The organism is Serratia sarumanii (genome assembly GCF_029962605.1).
GTDB lineage: Bacteria > Pseudomonadota > Gammaproteobacteria > Enterobacterales > Enterobacteriaceae > Serratia > Serratia sarumanii.
The window spans coordinates 5,030,100-5,048,446 of sequence record NZ_CP124750.1; the positions used below are offsets into that span (position 1 = coordinate 5,030,100).

The following is an 18,347-nucleotide window of genomic DNA, read 5'->3' on the forward strand; positions in this document are numbered from 1 at the left end:
AAGCTTCAATACATTGGCGTCAGCTGCAGAGGGGGCTCCTGCAACAGCTTAACCTGTTCGGTGAAGGCCGCAGTCTGAGACAACCAGAAATCAGACTCCGCCATCCACGGAAAACTCTTAGGGAAGGCCGGATCCTGCCAACGGCGGGCGACCCAGGCCAGGTAATACACCATGCGCATGGCCCGCAGCGGCTCGATCAACGCCAACTCGCGCTGATCGAACTCGGCAAATTCACCGTACGCCTCCAGCAAGACGTCCAGCTGCATCAGTTGATCGCGGCGTTCGCCGTGCAGCAGCATCCACAAGTCCTGCACCGCCGGGCCATTACGTGCGTCATCAAGATCGACGAACAGCGGGCCGTCGCGCCACAGAATATTGCCCGGATGGCAATCACCGTGTAAACGGCGCGGCTGCCAGTTCAGATGCCAGTGCGGCTTGATCGCCGCGATCAGGTTATCCGTCGCCTGCAGGAACCCCTCACGCTGCGCTGCCGGCAACAGCTCGCAATCGGCCAACACCTGACGCGGGGCGGTGAGATACTCTTCAACCCCCATCGTCGGCCGCTCGGCGAACAAACGCTCACCACCGACCTGATGAATACGCCCCAAGAAACGACCCACCCATTCCAACTGATCCAGGTTGTCTATCTCGTACTGCCGCCCGCCCACGCTGGGGAACAGGGTAAAGAAGAACCCAGCGTGCGTATGCAGCGTAGCGCCTTGCAACGCCAACGGCGCTACTGCCGGGATCTCCGCCTTCGCCAGATCCAGAGCGAACTGGTGCTCCTCACCGATCTGCGCGGCGCTCCAGCGCTCCGGGCGGTAAAACTTCACCACGTAGCGCCGGCGATCTTCGTCCATAAACTGATAGACGCGGTTCTCATAGCTGTTCAGCGCCGTCAGGCCGGAATCGACGCGCAGGCCAACCCCTTCTAGCGCGTCCATAATCAAATCGGGCGACAGGGTGTCGAAATTAAAAGCAGAGTTATTCATAACGTTCGTTTGATCGCTGACAGCACGGTGCCGGGAATGAGAAATAGTAGCATTAATGGCGCCTTTCACGAGCTATGCTTTCTCGCACCGCGCGAGGATCAGTCCTTGATAACGCCGCGAGCGCGCAACAGCGCCGTTTTAAAATCTTCTTCGTAATCTTTCTTCAGGCCCGGGATCTGATCCGTGCCGGCGCTGCCGCGCATTTTCAGATGGTAAATAAGAATGTCGTCGCTCAGTTCGGACAACTCGCCCTGGAAGCCCGCTTCCTGTGCCAGCTTTTGCAAAAACTGCATCAAATTGAGATCGGGATCTTCCTGCCAGGCCGGGTGCAACAGCTCGATCAACTCGTTTACGCGATGCGTTTTCATCTCAATATCGTCCAATAGCATGAATAAACTCACAAAGTAACAGGCTTACCCACGCAGTGAAAGAACCGGCTTGTCAATAAAGGTAAATCCTGATGTCGCGCTGGCTTTAGCGCTACAATCAGCGCATCGACAAGGCGGGATAAACGAGATGCATAAAGAAATCAGTGGCGTCATTTTGGCCGGCGGACGGGCCACGCGTATGGGCGGTGAAGACAAAGGCCTGGTGTCGATTGCCGGTATCGCACTCTATCAACACGTATTGGCTCGGTTACGGCCGCAAGTGGCTTCCGTCGCCATCAGCGCCAATCGCAATCAGGCACGTTACCAGGCGAGCGGTTTGCCGGTGATTGGCGATCTGACGCCCGATTTCGCCGGGCCGTTGGCCGGGATGCTCGCCGGGCTCAAGCAATCTCCCAGCGAGTGGGTGGCTTTTGTCCCTTGTGACGTCCCCGACTTTCCCGCCGACTTAGTCGCGCAGCTATGGCGGCAAAAAGGCGCGGCGCCAGCAGCCTTTGCCAGCGATGGTGAACGAGATCACCCTACGCTGGCATTATTGCATACCCAAATAGCGCCGCAGCTGGCCGACTATCTGGCGCGCGGTGAACGCAAGCTGATGCTGTTCTTGCATCAGATTAACGCACAACGCGTGGTGTTCAGCGGGCAGCAAACGGCATTTCATAACCTGAATACGCCGGAAGACTGCCTGCACTGGCAGCAAGCACGAGAGCTAAAAACATGAATCGTTCATTGCCCCCTTTGCTGGCCATCGGCGCCTACAGCGGGACGGGGAAAACCACCCTGCTCAAGCAATTGATCCCAATGCTGAAACAGCGCCAGGTGCGGGTTGGGCTCATAAAGCATACGCATCACGACATGGATGTGGATACGCCGGGTAAAGACAGCTATGAGCTGCGCAAAGCGGGTGCCGACCAAACGCTGGTCGCCAGCGATCGCCGTTGGGCATTGATGACCGAAACGCCGGAGCAACAACCTTTGGATCTACGCTACCTGGCAGGGCGTTTTGAAGCCGATAAGGTCGATTTGATTCTGGTGGAAGGGTTCAAACATGAGCCGGTCAGCAAGATCCTGCTTTATCGGGCCGAGATCGGCAGACCGTTGGAAGACATGCTGGATCAGTTTGTCGTGGCGGTAGCCAGCGACCAGCCGCTATCCATCGCGGCTAAGCAGTTGGATCTCAATCAACCGGAAAGCATCGCCGACTTTATTGTCGAGTGGTTGAAAGGCGCAGCGTAGCTGCGCTTTTTTGCGTTTTACGCATAGCAAAAAGCCCTGAACGTCAGTTCAGGGCTTTCGGCTTGGTTTGATGCCTGGCAGTGTCCTACTCTCGCATGGGGAGACCCCACACTACCATCGGCGCTACGGCGTTTCACTTCTGAGTTCGGCATGGGGTCAGGTGGGACCACCGCGCTATTGCCGCCAGGCAAATTCGTTTCATTCCAACCGCTTCACTTTCGTGTCGCCATCAGAACCAATCTCGGAACTTCGCTGAAAATCTCTTCGTCTCTAAAACACCTTCGGTGTTGTAAGGTTAAGCCTCACGGATCATTAGTACTGGTTAGCTCAATGCATCGCTGCACTTACACACCCAGCCTATCAACGTCTTAGTCTTAAACGTTCCTTCAGGGGCCTTAAAGGCCCAGGGAAGACTCATCTTGAGGCAAGTTTCGCGCTTAGATGCTTTCAGCGCTTATCTTTTCCGCACTTAGCTACCGGGCAATGCCATTGGCATGACAACCCGAACACCAGTGGTGCGTTCACTCCGGTCCTCTCGTACTAGGAGCAACCCCTCTCAATCTTCCAACGCCCACGGCAGATAGGGACCGAACTGTCTCACGACGTTCTAAACCCAGCTCGCGTACCACTTTAAATGGCGAACAGCCATACCCTTGGGACCTACTTCAGCCCCAGGATGTGATGAGCCGACATCGAGGTGCCAAACACCGCCGTCGATATGAACTCTTGGGCGGTATCAGCCTGTTATCCCCGGAGTACCTTTTATCCGTTGAGCGATGGCCCTTCCATTCAGAACCACCGGATCACTAAGACCTACTTTCGTACCTGCTCGAGCCGTCACTCTCGCAGTCAAGCTAGCTTATGCCTTTGCACTAACCTCACGATGTCCGACCGTGATTAGCTAACCTTCGTGCTCCTCCGTTACTCTTTGGGAGGAGACCGCCCCAGTCAAACTACCCACCAGACACTGTCCTCACCCCGGATTACGGGGCCGAGTTAGAACATCAAACATTAAAGGGTGGTATTTCAAGGATGGCTCCACGCAGACTGGCGTCCACGCTTCAAAGCCTCCCACCTATCCTACACATCAAGGCTCAATGTTCAGTGTCAAGCTATAGTAAAGGTTCACGGGGTCTTTCCGTCTTGCCGCGGGTACACTGCATCTTCACAGCGAGTTCAATTTCACTGAGTCTCGGGTGGAGACAGCCTGGCCATCATTACGCCATTCGTGCAGGTCGGAACTTACCCGACAAGGAATTTCGCTACCTTAGGACCGTTATAGTTACGGCCGCCGTTTACTGGGGCTTCGATCAAGAGCTTCGCCTTGCGGCTGACCCCATCAATTAACCTTCCAGCACCGGGCAGGCGTCACACCGTATACGTCCACTTTCGTGTTTGCACAGTGCTGTGTTTTTATTAAACAGTTGCAGCCAGCTGGTATCTTCGACTGGCTTCAGCTCCATCCGCGAGGGACTTCACCTACATGCCAGCGTGCCTTCTCCCGAAGTTACGGCACCATTTTGCCTAGTTCCTTCACCCGAGTTCTCTCAAGCGCCTTGGTATTCTCTACCTGACCACCTGTGTCGGTTTGGGGTACGATTTAATGTTACCTGGAGCTTAGAGGCTTTTCCTGGAAGCAGGGCATCAACTACTTCTGCACCGTAGTGCATCGTCATCACGCCTCAGGGTTAGTATGTAACCGGATTTACCAGGTCACACCCCCTACACGCTTAAACCGGGACAACCGTCGCCCGGCTAGCCTAGCCTTCTCCGTCCCCCCTTCGCAGTAACACCAAGTACAGGAATATTAACCTGTTTCCCATCGACTACGCTTTTCAGCCTCGCCTTAGGGGTCGACTCACCCTGCCCCGATTAACGTTGGACAGGAACCCTTGGTCTTCCGGCGAGCGGGCTTTTCACCCGCTTTATCGTTACTTATGTCAGCATTCGCACTTCTGATACCTCCAGCAACCCTCACAGGCCACCTTCAACGGCTTACAGAACGCTCCCCTACCCAACAACGCCTAAGCGTCGCTGCCGCAGCTTCGGTGCATGGTTTAGCCCCGTTACATCTTCCGCGCAGGCCGACTCGACCAGTGAGCTATTACGCTTTCTTTAAATGATGGCTGCTTCTAAGCCAACATCCTGGCTGTCTGTGCCTTCCCACATCGTTTCCCACTTAACCATGACTTTGGGACCTTAGCTGGCGGTCTGGGTTGTTTCCCTCTTCACGACGGACGTTAGCACCCGCCGTGTGTCTCCCGTGATAACATTCTTCGGTATTCGGAGTTTGCATCGGTTTGGTAAGCCGGGATGGCCCCCTAGCCGAAACAGTGCTCTACCCCCGAAGATGAGTTCACGAGGCGCTACCTAAATAGCTTTCGGGGAGAACCAGCTATCTCCCGGTTTGATTGGCCTTTCACCCCCAGCCACAAGTCATCCGCTAATTTTTCAACATTAGTCGGTTCGGTCCTCCAGTTAGTGTTACCCAACCTTCAACCTGCCCATGGCTAGATCACCGGGTTTCGGGTCTATACCTTGCAACTAATCGCCCAGTTAAGACTCGGTTTCCCTACGGCTCCCCTATACGGTTAACCTTGCTACAAAATATAAGTCGCTGACCCATTATACAAAAGGTACGCAGTCACACCACGAAGGTGCTCCCACTGCTTGTACGTACACGGTTTCAGGTTCTATTTCACTCCCCTCGCCGGGGTTCTTTTCGCCTTTCCCTCACGGTACTGGTTCACTATCGGTCAGTCAGGAGTATTTAGCCTTGGAGGATGGTCCCCCCATATTCAGACAGGATGTCACGTGTCCCGCCCTACTCATCGAACTCACGACCTGTGCATTTTAGTGTACGGGGCTATCACCCTTTGCTGCGCGACTTTCCAGACGCTTCCACTAACACACAAGCCGATTCAGGTTCTGGGCTCCTCCCCGTTCGCTCGCCGCTACTGGGGGAATCTCGGTTGATTTCTTTTCCTCGGGGTACTTAGATGTTTCAGTTCCCCCGGTTCGCCTCATGCCACTATGTATTCATGACATGATAGTGTGTCGAAACACACTGGGTTTCCCCATTCGGGTATCGCCGGTTGTAACGGTTCATATCACCTTACCGACGCTTTTCGCAGATTAGCACGCCCTTCATCGCCTCTGACTGCCTAGGCATCCACCGTGTACGCTTAGTCACTTAACCTCACAACCCGAAGATGTTTCCATCGTTCGCGCTGCAAACATTTGAGAGACTCTATGACAGGTTACTCTTCATTCCGGTACTTCTACGGAGGAATGAATTTCAGCCGTCATGTTTCAATTTTCAGCTTGTTCCAGATTGTTAAAGAGCAATATCTTAAACATGACTCGAAAGTCATCTTTAAGATATGGTGTATCGTCAGATACTGAAGACCGCCGCTTTCACCGGGTGGGTCGGAAGCTTGGCGTCCCCTAGGGGATTCGAACCCCTGTTACCGCCGTGAAAGGGCGGTGTCCTAGGCCTCTAGACGAAGGGGACACGACACCGTACTTTTATGACGCTTTTGCTCGTTACTTTTTCATCAGACAATCTGTGTGAGCACGCCACTCGAAGCAATATCTTTAGGTAAGGAGGTGATCCAACCGCAGGTTCCCCTACGGTTACCTTGTTACGACTTCACCCCAGTCATGAATCACAAAGTGGTAAGCGCCCTCCCGAAGGTTAAGCTACCTACTTCTTTTGCAACCCACTCCCATGGTGTGACGGGCGGTGTGTACAAGGCCCGGGAACGTATTCACCGTAGCATTCTGATCTACGATTACTAGCGATTCCGACTTCATGGAGTCGAGTTGCAGACTCCAATCCGGACTACGACGTACTTTATGAGGTCCGCTTGCTCTCGCGAGGTCGCTTCTCTTTGTATACGCCATTGTAGCACGTGTGTAGCCCTACTCGTAAGGGCCATGATGACTTGACGTCATCCCCACCTTCCTCCAGTTTATCACTGGCAGTCTCCTTTGAGTTCCCGGCCGAACCGCTGGCAACAAAGGATAAGGGTTGCGCTCGTTGCGGGACTTAACCCAACATTTCACAACACGAGCTGACGACAGCCATGCAGCACCTGTCTCAGAGTTCCCGAAGGCACCAATCCATCTCTGGAAAGTTCTCTGGATGTCAAGAGTAGGTAAGGTTCTTCGCGTTGCATCGAATTAAACCACATGCTCCACCGCTTGTGCGGGCCCCCGTCAATTCATTTGAGTTTTAACCTTGCGGCCGTACTCCCCAGGCGGTCGATTTAACGCGTTAGCTCCGGAAGCCACGCCTCAAGGGCACAACCTCCAAATCGACATCGTTTACAGCGTGGACTACCAGGGTATCTAATCCTGTTTGCTCCCCACGCTTTCGCACCTGAGCGTCAGTCTTCGTCCAGGGGGCCGCCTTCGCCACCGGTATTCCTCCAGATCTCTACGCATTTCACCGCTACACCTGGAATTCTACCCCCCTCTACGAGACTCTAGCTTGCCAGTTTCAAATGCAGTTCCCAGGTTGAGCCCGGGGATTTCACATCTGACTTAACAAACCGCCTGCGTGCGCTTTACGCCCAGTAATTCCGATTAACGCTTGCACCCTCCGTATTACCGCGGCTGCTGGCACGGAGTTAGCCGGTGCTTCTTCTGCGAGTAACGTCAATTGATGAACGTATTAAGTTCACCACCTTCCTCCTCGCTGAAAGTGCTTTACAACCCGAAGGCCTTCTTCACACACGCGGCATGGCTGCATCAGGCTTGCGCCCATTGTGCAATATTCCCCACTGCTGCCTCCCGTAGGAGTCTGGACCGTGTCTCAGTTCCAGTGTGGCTGGTCATCCTCTCAGACCAGCTAGGGATCGTCGCCTAGGTGAGCCATTACCCCACCTACTAGCTAATCCCATCTGGGCACATCTGATGGCAAGAGGCCCGAAGGTCCCCCTCTTTGGTCTTGCGACGTTATGCGGTATTAGCTACCGTTTCCAGTAGTTATCCCCCTCCATCAGGCAGTTTCCCAGACATTACTCACCCGTCCGCCGCTCGTCACCCAGGGAGCAAGCTCCCCTGTGCTACCGCTCGACTTGCATGTGTTAAGCCTGCCGCCAGCGTTCAATCTGAGCCATGATCAAACTCTTCAATTAAAAGCTTGATGTGCTTCCACTCGAGAAGCGATGCTCAAAGATTTACTGCATGAATTTTACTTCAGTTAGTCACTCTTCAAGACTTGATATTTTTTTGCATCCGAGGATGCTGGATATCGTCTTGTGGAGTGCCCACACAGATTGTCTGATAAATTGTTAAAGAGCAGTGCCGAGAAACTCATCGGCGCGGGCTGCGTATAATACGCTTTTAGCCCGGAGAGTCAAGCGTTTATTTTGCTTTCTTCTCGCTGACCCGGCGGCTTGTCAGTCGTTGTTCCCGGTCAGTGGAGGCGCATTATAGGGAGTTCTCGGCAGGCCGCAACCCCTAAATGCAAAAAACTTTTCAAGCGCGCTTTTTTTCAACAAAAGGGCGAAAAAGCGACGAATTTATGTCACTTTTTCAGGCAAACAGCCATAAAAGCTGGCGATCACTGGAGTAAAATAGAAATAACGATGTCAGTAAGGACCCGCAGCCATGCCGTTAAATGCACAACAACAGGCCGCCCAACGCAATCTTTCTTATCTGCTTGCAGAGAAACTTGGCCAACAAATTCTGGCGGGCGATTATCGGGCCGGCAGCATCCTGCCCGGTGAAATGGAACTGGGCGAGCAATTCGGCGTCAGCCGCACCGCAGTACGCGAAGCGGTAAAGATGTTAGCCGCCAAAGGCATGCTACTACCGCGCCCGCGCATCGGCACCCGCGTGATGCCGCAGAGCCAATGGAATTTCCTCGATCAGGATTTACTGACCTGGTGGATGACGCGGGAAAACTTCGATCAGGTGATGCAACACTTCCTTATCCTGCGTACCTCGCTGGAGCCGCAGGCCTGCGCGTTGGCGGCAAACCACGCCAGCCCGCAGCAAACCAAGCTGCTGGCGGAGCTGATGGCGGAAATGCGCGCGCTGCATACCCAGTTTGATCGCGAGCGTTGGATCCAGGTCGATACCCAATTCCACCAGCTCATCTACGAAGCCAGCGGCAACCCGTTCCTGACCTCGTTCGCCAACCTGTTCAGCTCGGTGTACCAAAGCTACTTCCGCGCCATCACCGGCAATGAAGTGATCAAGCTGCGCCATCATCAGGCTATCGTCGATGCGATACTCGCCGGAGACAGCGCCGGCGCGCTCGTCGCCTGCCAGATACTGCTGAAAGAGAAAGACTAGACACGCTCCCCGCTTATATATAGAAGAAAGAGACGAGGGACAGACGACCATTTAACCAGGACCGACCATGACCCAATCCGCGCGCAGTATGGCAGGACTTCCGTGGATCGCCGCAATGGCGTTCTTTATGCAGGCGCTGGACGCCACTATCCTCAATACCGCGCTGCCGGCGATCGCCCAAAGCCTGGGGCGTTCGCCGCTGGCGATGCAATCGGCCGTCATCAGCTACACGCTGACGGTAGCGATGCTGATCCCGGTCAGCGGCTGGCTGGCGGACCGCTTCGGCACCCGGCGCGTGTTCATCTTCGCCGTCACGTTATTCACCCTCGGCTCGCTGCTGTGCGCTCTGTCCCCTACGCTGAGCGCGCTGGTAGCCTCTCGCGTGCTGCAGGGCATCGGCGGCGCGATGATGATGCCGGTCGCGCGATTGGCGCTACTGCGCGCCTACCCACGCAGCGAACTGCTGCCGGTGCTGAACTTCGTCACCATGCCCGGCCTGGTCGGGCCGATTCTGGGGCCGCTGCTGGGCGGCTGGCTGGTCACCTACGCCACCTGGCACTGGATTTTCCTGATCAATATCCCTATCGGCCTGCTCGGCATCTTCTATGCGCGTAAATACATGCCGGACTTCACCACGCCCAAGCGCCGCTTCGACTTCCTTGGCTTTATGCTGTTCGGCCTGAGCCTGGTGCTGATCTCTACCGGGCTGGAACTGTTTGGCGAGCGGGTACTGGCGAGCTACGTTTCGCTGGGCATTCTGCTCAGCGGCTTCGTGATGCTGTTCGGCTACATCGCGCACGCCCGCCGTCATCCTCAGCCGCTGATCGGTCTCGACCTGTTCAAAACCCGCACTTTCTCGGTCGGCATCGCCGGCAACGTCGCCTCCAGGCTGGGCACCGGCTGCGTGCCGTTTTTAATGCCGCTCATGCTGCAGGTGGGATTTGGCTACACGGCGATCGTCGCCGGCTGCATGATGGCGCCAACCGCCATCGGCTCGCTGATGGCGAAATCCACCGTCACTCAGGTGCTGCGCTGGTTCGGCTACCGAAAAACGCTGATCGGCATCACCGTCATCATCGGGGTGCTGATCGCCCAGTTCGCCCTGCAAAGCCCGGGCATGCCGCTGTGGCTGATGATCCTGCCGCTGTTCGTGCTGGGCATGGCGATGTCCACCCAGTTCACCGCCATGAACACCATCAGCCTGGCGGATTTGAACGACGCCAACGCCAGCGCCGGCAACAGCGTCCTGGCGGTCACCCAACAGCTGTCCATCAGCTTCGGCGTGGCGATCAGCGCGGCGGTGCTGCGTTTTTACGAATCTCTGTCGTTAGGCACCATGATCGACCACTTCCATTACACCTTTATCACCATGGGGATCGTCACCGTGGCGTCGGCGCTGGTGTTTATGTTGCTGAGAAGGAGGGATGGCCGCAATTTGATCAGCGGCCAGGAAAGCAAGAAAGAAGCGAAGGCGGCGAGTTAACGGCGGCCCACCGAGGCGCGTTCCACCAGCTCGGGCGTCAGCACCAGCACCTGGGGGGCGCGCTCCGGGTTTTGCAGGCGATTGATCAGCGCATCGATCGCCAGTTCGCCCAGCGAATCCTTCGGCTGATGAATGGTGCTCAGCGGCGGCGCCAGATAGCGCGCCAGCTCAATGTCATCGTAGCCCATCACCGCCATATCCTGCGGCACGGAGAGCCCGGCCTGATACAGCGCCTGATAAACGCCCACCGCCACCGCGTCGTTGCCGGCGAACACCGCATGCGGCGGCTCGTCCAGCGCCAGCAGTTGGCGCATGGCGTTCACGCCGCCCTCAAACTCAAAATCGCAGTGCACTTCATACCCTGGCGGAACCGGCAATCCGGCGCGCCGCATCGCGTTGCGATAGCCTTCCAGCCGGTGACGGGCGGTGGTTTTATCCTGCGGGCCGGCGATGCAGGCGATTTGGCGGTAGCCGCGGGCGATCAGATGATCGGTCGCCATCTCGCCGCCCAGTAGCGAGTTATCCTGAATAATGTCGTTGGCGCCCTCGAACGGCGCCCAGTCCATCATCACGATCGGCAATGACGGGTAGCGGCTCAGGGCATCTTGCGATGGCCGGTGGTTTTCGGTGCACATCAGCAGCAAACCGTCGACGCGCTTTTGCAGCAGCGTCTCCATGCTGCGGTTCATGCGCGCGGCGTCTTCTTCGGTATTGCACAGGATTAAACTGTAGCCGCGTTCATAGCAGCTGCGCTCCACGCCGCGCACCACTTCGGCATAAAACGGGTTGTTGCTGGCGGTCACCAGCATGCCGATGGTGCGCGTCTGATTGAGCTTCAGGCTGCGCGCCAGCGCGGAAGGCGCATAGTTCAGCTGTTCCACGGCCGCCATGACCTTGTCGCGCACGCTGTCGCTGACAAAGCGATTGTTGTTGACCACATGCGAAACGGTAGAGGTTGAAACGCCCGCCAGGCGGGCGACATCTTTCATGGTGGCCAAAGGATCACCCCTGCTGCTGCAAGAAGGCGTCGATCTCTTCACGCCACGGCACCGAAGGCTGCGCGCCAGCGCGGGTCACGGCGATCGCCGCCGCCGCATGGGCGAAACGCACCGCGTCGGCCATGGCCTTGCCTTCCAACAGGGCTGTGACCAGCGCACCGTTAAAGGTATCGCCGGCGGCGATAGTATCCACCGCTTGCACCTTGAAGCCGGGCACCCGTTTGCCGTTGCCGTTTTCGCTCAGCCACACGCCGCGGCTGCCGAGGGTGATGATCACCGTCGCGATGCCCTTGTCGTGCAGCGCCTGCGCCGCGCGCGCCGCATCGGCGTCGTTGTCCACGGTGATGCCGGTCAGGCGCTGGGCTTCGGTTTCATTCGGGGTGATCATATCGATCATGCCCAGCAGCTCGTCCGGCAGCTCACGCGCCGGGGCCGGGTTGAGGATCACCTGCGTGTGATGCTGCTTCGCCAGGCGGGCGGCGGCGATCACCGTCTCCAGCGGCGACTCCAGCTGCATCAGCAAAGCGTCGGCATCGATCACTTTTTGTTGGTAGCGCGCCAGGTAATCCGGCGTCACCGCGGCGTTGGCGCCGGCATCGATGCCAATCACGTTCTCGCCTTCGGCGTTGACGAAGATCAGCGCCACGCCGGTGGTGCTGCCGGTGATGGCTTCAATCGGTTGGATATCAATACGATCGCTCGCCAGCTGCCAGCGGACACGTTCACCAATGTCGTCGGCGCCCACGCAGGCGATAAAGGCGATCTCCGCCCCGCTGCGCCCGGCCGCCACCGCCTGATTCGCGCCCTTGCCGCCAAACGCCACCTTATACTGTTTCCCGATCACCGTTTCGCCCGGGTGGGGGAAGTGTTCAATATTGAGGATATGGTCGGCATTGATGCTGCCAAGAACCACCAGCTTACCTGTTTCCATCGCATTGATTCCTGAATTGCGCGCCATCGTAAACGCCCCGTTCCGATGGCGCTGGTATGACTTATTTAGTGACCAGTTTCAAATCGACCGGGATGGTCGCCGGCACTTTTTCGCCTTTCAGCACTTTATCGGCGGTTTCCACACCGATCACGCCGATCTGATCGGGACGCTGCGCCACGGTCGCCGCCAGCTTGCCGCCTTCAACCGCTTTCACGCCGTCGGCGGTGCCGTCGAAGCCTACCACGATCACGTCGGTTTTACCGGCGGTTTGCAGCGCGCGCAGCGCACCCAGCGCCATTTCATCGTTCTGGGCGAACACCGCCTGCACGTCCGGGTGCGCGGTCAGCAGGTTCTGCATCACGTTCAGGCCCTTGGTGCGATCGAAATCGGCCGGCTGGCTGGCCAACAGTTTGAATTTATTCTGATCCAGCGACTGCTTGAAGCCTTCACCGCGTTCACGCGCGGCGGAAGTGCCGGCGATGCCTTCCAGCTGAATCACCTTGGCATCGGCACCCACTTTCTTGGCGATGAAGTCGCCGGCCATTTTGCCGCCCACGCGGTTATCCGAAGCGATGTGGCTCACCACCTCGCCCTTGCTCGCCACGCGGTCCAGCGTAATGACCGGGATCTTAGCCTGGTTGGCCATCTTGATGGCGTTGCCCACCGCGTCGGAGTCGGTCGGGTTGATCAGCAGCAGCTTGGGCGCGCGCACCATCAGATCCTGCACGTTGGCCAGCTCTTTCGCCGGGTTATTCTGGGAATCCAGCACCACCAGGTTGTAGCCCAGCTTGTTGGCCTCTTGCTGCGCGCCATCCTTCATCGAGACGAAGAACGGGTTGTTGAGGGTGGACACCACCAGCGCGATGGTGTCTTTGGCCATGGCATTGGCGCTCAGGGTGGCGCTCAGCGCGATGGCGGAAGCTAAGGTTGCCAGTTTTTTCATTTTCATCATCGTGATTCCTGTAGGGGGAGGTTACTTGTTGCTTTTGTTATCTACCAGAACCGCCAGCAGTATCACCACTGCCTTCACGATCATTTGGTAGTAGGAAGAAACACCCAGTAAATTCAGGCCGTTGTTCAGGAAGCCGAGGATCAGCGCCCCGATCAGCGTGCCGACGATGCGGCCTTTGCCGCCGGCCAGGCTGGTGCCGCCCAGCACCACGGCGGCGATGGCGTCCAGCTCATAGCCGGTGCCGGCGGTCGGCTGCGCCGACGACAGGCGCGCCACTTCGATCACCCCGGCCAGCGCCGCCAGCAGGCCGCACAGCGAGTAGACGATAATCTTCACCTTATCGACGCTGATGCCGGACAGGCGGGTTGCCGCTTCATTGCCGCCCAGGGCATAAATATAGCGGCCCAGGCGCGTATGGTGCAGCATATACCAGGCGGCGATGAACACGATTGCCATGATCCAGATCGGCGTAGGCACGCCCAGCGGGCGGCCGATGCCGAACCAGCCGAAGGTGTCGGCCACGTCGGTGAAACCGGTGTTGACCGGGCTGCCGTTGGTGTACACCATGGTGACGCCGCGCAGCAGCAGCATCATCACCAGCGTGGCGATAAAGGCCTGCACTTTGCCTTTGGCGACGATCACCCCGGTGCAGGCGCCAACCGCGGCGCCCAGCGCCAATGCCGCCGCCACCGCCACCAGCGCGTTGACCTCAAAGCCGACGATCGACGCCGCTACCGCGCCGGTCAGCGCCAGCAGCGATCCCACCGACAGATCGATGCCGGACGTAAGGATCACCAGCGTCATCCCCACCGCCATGATAGCGTTCACCGAGGTTTGCTGCAGAATATTGAACAGATTGTTCAGGGTGAAGAAGTTCGGGCTCATGGAAGAGACCACAGCGATCAGCACCAGCAGCGCAATCAACGACTTCTGCTCTAACAGCCACTCTTTACTGAACCAGCGCTTGGCTGCGATAGTCTGGGAACTCATATCTGATTACTCCTGCTTTACGCCGTATTGCTTGCCGACGGCTGCCGCCATCAACGCTTCCTGGGTGGCCTGTTCAATCGGGAACTCGCCGCTGAGATGCCCTTCGTGCATCACCAGAATGCGATCGCTCATGCCCATCACCTCCGGCATTTCCGAAGACACCAGAATGATGCTCAGCCCTTCCTGCTTGAACTGGTTGATTAACTGATAGATCTCTTTTTTGGCGCCGACGTCGACGCCGCGCGTCGGCTCATCGAGGATCAGCACCTTCGGCCGAGTCATCAGGCCGCGGGCGATCGCCACTTTTTGCTGATTGCCGCCGGAAAGCAGACCGATCGGCTGTTCCATCGACGGCGTTTTGATATTAAACAGCCGGATGAAATCCCCCACCGCCTGCCGCTCGTCGGCCTGTTTCAGGCTGCCGTCGGCGCGGCTGAAGTAGCGCAGCGCGGTCAGCGACATGTTTTCCTTCACCGACATGCCCAGCACCAGGCCGTCGCGCTTGCGGTCTTCCGAGATATAGACGATGCCGTTCGCCAACCCGTCCTGCGGCGAATGGGTGACCACCTCGCGGCCATCCAGGCTGACGGTGCCGGCCTTGCGCGGCGCGGCGCCGTACAGGATCTTCATCAGTTCGGTGCGCCCGGCGCCCATCAGCCCGGCCACGCCGAGGATCTCGCCGCGATACAGCGTAAAACTGACGTCCTCAACGCCGGGGCCGGAAAGGTGGCTGACTTCCAACCGTTTTTCCCCGCGCGGCAAATCAAGGCGCGGGTACTGCTCTTCCAGCTTGCGGCCGACCATCATCTCAATCAGCGAATCTTCCTGCAGCTCGCTCACCGGCCGCTCGGCGATAAACTGCCCGTCGCGGAACACGGTCACGTCGTCGCAGATTTCAAAAATCTCTTTCAGGCGGTGCGAGATATAAACGATGCCGCGCCCTTCGGCCTTCAGCTCGTTGATCACTTTGAACAGCGAGGCGGTTTCGGTGTCGGTCAGCGCGTCGGTCGGTTCGTCCATGATGATCACTTTCGATTCGAAGCTCAGCACCTTGGCAATCTCCACCATCTGCTGATCGCCGATCGACAGCTCGCCCACCAGCCGGTGGCTGCTGTAGCGCAGGTTGAGGCGCGCCAACAGGCGATCGGCCTCGGCGTACATACGCTTCCAGTCAATGCGGCCGAAACGGTTGACGAACTCGCGGCCGAGGAAGATGTTTTCCGCAATCGTCAGCTGCGGGATCAGATTCAGCTCCTGATGGATAATGCCGATGCCCGCTTCCTGCGAATCTTTAGGCCCGTTGAACGCCACCTCGTTACCGAGAAAATACTGGCTGCCGGCGTCTTTCTGGTAGATGCCGGTCAGCACTTTCATCATGGTGGACTTCCCGGCGCCGTTTTCCCCCACCAGCGCCATCACCTTGCCGGGATAAACGCTGAGGGCGGCGCCGGAAAGCGCCTTCACGCCGGGAAAGGCTTTATCAATCCCTTTCAGTTGCAGTAAAGGTTGCATAAACGCCTCAGAAAGTTACGCCGGCGCACAGGATCAGGTTCGCGTAAGGCGAACACTCCCCGCTGCGGATCACCGCCCGGCTGTGCTCGGTTTGCGCTTTAAACGCCTGATGGCTGATATAACGCACGCTGATGGTATTGCCCTGGCGTTGGCCCAGTGCGGTCAGTTCAGCCAGCAGTGCCTCGTGAAGCGACGGATTCTGTTTCACGATCTCTTCCGCCAGGATGGCGCTTTCTACCTGCATCTCTTGCGTAACCGCCGCGAACACCTGCATGAAGGTCGGCACGCCCTGCGTCAGCGCCAGATCGATGCGCTGCGTCGCCGCCGGTATCGGCAGGCCCGCGTCGCACAGGGTGAGCTGGTCGGTATGCCCCAGCCGGGCAATCACGGCAGACACATCGGAATTCAGTAATACGCCTTTTTTCATCTTCTCACTCCGCTAGCGAAACGTTTCGCTCTCTGGGGGAGTTTAAAAAAACGGCAGGGGAAGGCAACCGGGACAATGCAGAAGTGTGATCGCTATCGAAACGTTTCGTTCACGCACGGACAATGCGCAAACAAAAGGGGCTCAGCCATGCTGAGCCCCTGTCAGGCGGGTTAGATCTCGACCTGCGTGCCGAGCTCGATGACCCGGTTCGGCGGGATCTCAAACTGATCCGGCGCGCGCAGCGCGTTGCGGCTCAGGGCGACGAACAGCTTGCCGCGCAGGTAGAGGTACCACGGCCGCTTGGTGAGGATCAGCGATTCATGGGACATGAAGAACGAGGTCTCCGACATGCGGCACGGCAACCCTTCCAGCCCGCAGCGGTGGAATACCTCCTCGACGTTCGGCGTTTCCCGCCAGCCGTAGCTGGCCACTACCCGCCAGAAGGTCGGCGACAGCTGTTCGATGGTCACCCGGCGCACGTTGTGCACGTAAGGCGCATCCTCGGTGCGCAGCGTCAGCAGCACCACACGCTCATGCAGCACCTTGTTGTGCTTCAGGTTGTGCAGCAGCGCAAAAGGAATGACGTTGGTGGCGCGCGACAGGAACACCGCGGTACCCGGCACCCGCACCGGCGGCGATTTCTCCAGCGAGGCGATCATCGCCTCCAGCGAGTTGCCGTGTTCATGCAGGCGGCGCAGCAGGCGGAAGCGCTCGCTCTTCCAGGTGGTCATAATGATAAACATCACCAGCGCCAAGGTCAGCGGCAACCAGCCGCCGGAGAACAGCTTCAGGGCATTGGCGGAGAACATCGGCACGTCGATGATCAGCAAGATGGCAGCGATGCCGAGCGCCAGGAAGCGATTCCAGTGCCAGTTGTTGATCGCCACCGAGGTGACCAGAATGCTGGTCAGCACCATGGTGCCGGTGACGGCGATGCCGTACGCCGCCGCCAGGTTGCTGGAGTGTTCGAAACCGACAATCACCAGCACCACCGAGATGTACAGCGTCCAGTTGATCACTGGAATGTAGATCTGGCCGGATTCCATTTCCGAGGTGTGAATAATGCGCATCGGCGACAGATAGCCCAGGCGCACCGCCTGGCGGGTCAGCGAGAAGACGCCGGAAATCACCGCCTGCGAAGCGATAACCGTCGCCAGGGTCGCCAGAATCAGCAGCGGGATCAGCGCCCAGTCGGGTGCCAGCAGGAAGAACGGGTTTTTGATCGCCTCAGGGTTTTTCAGCAGCAGCGCGCCCTGGCCGAAGTAGTTGAGCACCAGCGAAGGCAGCACCACGGTGAACCAGGCCAGGCGGATCGGGAACTTACCGAAGTGCCCCATATCGGCATACAGCGCCTCGACGCCGGTGATCGACAGCACCACCGCCCCCAGCGCAAAGAACGACACCTTCTTATATTCCATGAAGAAGTTGAGCGCCCATTTGGGGTTCAGCGCCTGCAGCACTTCCGGGTTCGAAATGATGCTGCGCGCGCCCAGTACCGCCAACACGATGAACCACAACAGCATTACCGGGGCGAACAGCTTGCCGACGCTGCCGGTGCCGTGTTTTTGGATAACGAACAGCAGGGTCAGCACCAGAATAGAGAGCGGCACGATATAGGCATCGAGCGCAGGCGCGGCGATTTCCAACCCCTCTATCGCCGACATCACCGAGATCGCCGGGGTGATCACCACCTCGCCATAGAAGAAGCTGCCGCCGATCAGGCCCAGTATCACCAGCACCGCGGTGGTGCGCGCCGAGGTATTGCGCCCGGCCAGCGACATCAGCGTCAGAATGCCGCCTTCGCCGGCGTTGTCCGCGCGCATCACGTAGGTGAGATATTTGAGGGAAACGATCACGATCAGCATCCAGAAAATCAGCGACAGGAAGCCGAAAACCACGTCTGGACGAACATCGAAGCCGTAATGGCCGGAGAAACACTCTCTCAACGTATAGAGAGGGCTGGTGCCGATATCACCGTAGACCACGCCGATGGCCGCCAGGGTTACCGCCGATAAGGACTGCTTATGCTCTGCGCTCATAATTCGTTTCTTTATCAGAACATCCGTTAGCGATGCATCCGCATCAGGCAAAATACGGGCTCAAAGATCCGTCACGCCCACCAGAAAGCCGC

General features: G+C 57.9%; 13 protein-coding genes, 1 tRNA gene and 3 rRNA genes. 4 read left to right on the top strand and 13 right to left on the bottom strand.

Annotated features, from left to right (window positions below):
• Positions 1–5: 5 nt before the first annotated feature.
• Positions 6–992: a serine/threonine protein kinase gene (locus tag SSARUM_RS23780; protein WP_033649754.1), complete on the bottom strand. Its 987-nt coding sequence runs from the start codon at positions 990–992 to the stop codon at positions 6–8.
• Positions 993–1,090: 98 nt separating this feature from the next.
• The gene (locus SSARUM_RS23785; protein ID WP_033638631.1) at positions 1,091–1,360 is read right to left on the bottom strand and encodes a YihD family protein; all 270 of its coding nucleotides are present in this window, start codon (positions 1,358–1,360) and stop codon (positions 1,091–1,093) included.
• Between the two features lie 148 nt (positions 1,361–1,508).
• Here SSARUM_RS23785 and mobA point away from each other — a divergent pair, with 148 nt between their 5' ends.
• Together mobA and mobB are read left to right on the top strand one after the other, a co-directional pair.
• Complete coding sequence (gene mobA / locus SSARUM_RS23790; RefSeq protein WP_033649755.1) at positions 1,509–2,099, top strand: molybdenum cofactor guanylyltransferase MobA; 591 nt, start codon at positions 1,509–1,511, stop codon at positions 2,097–2,099.
• Entirely contained in the window at positions 2,096–2,614 is a 519-nt protein-coding gene (gene mobB, locus SSARUM_RS23795; RefSeq protein WP_033649756.1) for a molybdopterin-guanine dinucleotide biosynthesis protein MobB, read from the top strand. Before mobA ends, mobB begins: the two co-directional genes overlap by 4 nt.
• Before the next feature lie 72 nt (positions 2,615–2,686).
• Here mobB and rrf read toward each other — a convergent pair.
• The 4 genes from rrf to SSARUM_RS23815 form a co-directional block, all read right to left on the bottom strand.
• Positions 2,687–2,802, bottom strand: a 5S ribosomal RNA gene (rrf, locus tag SSARUM_RS23800).
• A gap of 103 nt (positions 2,803–2,905) precedes the next feature.
• Positions 2,906–5,813: ribosomal RNA gene (locus SSARUM_RS23805) — 23S ribosomal RNA — on the bottom strand.
• 239 nt (positions 5,814–6,052) lie between these two features.
• Positions 6,053–6,128, bottom strand: a tRNA-Glu gene (locus SSARUM_RS23810).
• An 88-nt stretch (positions 6,129–6,216) separates the two neighbouring features.
• Positions 6,217–7,758: ribosomal RNA gene (locus tag SSARUM_RS23815) — 16S ribosomal RNA — on the bottom strand.
• Together the 16S, 23S and 5S rRNA genes with 1 tRNA gene alongside form the textbook arrangement of a ribosomal RNA operon.
• A gap of 475 nt (positions 7,759–8,233) precedes the next feature.
• On the opposite strand from SSARUM_RS23815, the gene SSARUM_RS23820 reads away from it, so the two are divergent.
• Complete coding sequence (locus SSARUM_RS23820) at positions 8,234–8,923, top strand: FadR/GntR family transcriptional regulator (RefSeq protein ID WP_033649575.1); 690 nt, start codon at positions 8,234–8,236, stop codon at positions 8,921–8,923.
• Positions 8,924–8,990: 67 nt separating this feature from the next.
• On the top strand, positions 8,991–10,406 hold the full coding sequence (gene mdtD, locus SSARUM_RS23825) for a multidrug transporter subunit MdtD (RefSeq protein ID WP_060431240.1): 1,416 nt from the start codon (positions 8,991–8,993) through the stop codon (positions 10,404–10,406).
• Here the strand turns inward: mdtD and rbsR are convergent.
• The 7 genes from rbsR to kup form a co-directional block, all read right to left on the bottom strand.
• Complete coding sequence (rbsR, locus tag SSARUM_RS23830) at positions 10,403–11,404, bottom strand: ribose operon transcriptional repressor RbsR (protein WP_039568324.1); 1,002 nt, start codon at positions 11,402–11,404, stop codon at positions 10,403–10,405. The genes mdtD and rbsR overlap by 4 nt on opposite strands.
• Positions 11,405–11,408: 4 nt before the next feature.
• Positions 11,409–12,335: a ribokinase gene (rbsK, locus tag SSARUM_RS23835; protein ID WP_140926562.1), complete on the bottom strand. Its 927-nt coding sequence runs from the start codon at positions 12,333–12,335 to the stop codon at positions 11,409–11,411.
• 61 nt (positions 12,336–12,396) lie between these two features.
• Positions 12,397–13,284, bottom strand: a complete 888-nt coding sequence (rbsB, locus tag SSARUM_RS23840) for a ribose ABC transporter substrate-binding protein RbsB (RefSeq protein ID WP_033638632.1) — start codon at positions 13,282–13,284, stop codon at positions 12,397–12,399.
• A gap of 24 nt (positions 13,285–13,308) precedes the next feature.
• The gene (gene rbsC / locus SSARUM_RS23845) at positions 13,309–14,277 is read right to left on the bottom strand and encodes a ribose ABC transporter permease (protein WP_019455467.1); all 969 of its coding nucleotides are present in this window, start codon (positions 14,275–14,277) and stop codon (positions 13,309–13,311) included.
• A gap of 6 nt (positions 14,278–14,283) precedes the next feature.
• Positions 14,284–15,789, bottom strand: coding sequence for a ribose ABC transporter ATP-binding protein RbsA (gene rbsA, locus SSARUM_RS23850; RefSeq protein WP_033636505.1), 1,506 nt, complete (start codon positions 15,787–15,789; stop codon positions 14,284–14,286).
• Positions 15,790–15,796: 7 nt separating this feature from the next.
• Positions 15,797–16,216 carry a D-ribose pyranase gene (gene rbsD, locus SSARUM_RS23855; RefSeq protein WP_033649571.1) on the bottom strand — a complete coding sequence of 140 codons (420 nt, stop codon included), beginning with the start codon at positions 16,214–16,216 and terminating at the stop codon, positions 15,797–15,799.
• Positions 16,217–16,386: 170 nt separating this feature from the next.
• Positions 16,387–18,255 carry a low affinity potassium transporter Kup gene (gene kup / locus SSARUM_RS23860; RefSeq protein ID WP_033636508.1) on the bottom strand — a complete coding sequence of 623 codons (1,869 nt, stop codon included), beginning with the start codon at positions 18,253–18,255 and terminating at the stop codon, positions 16,387–16,389.
• Positions 18,256–18,347: the final 92 nt, after the last annotated feature.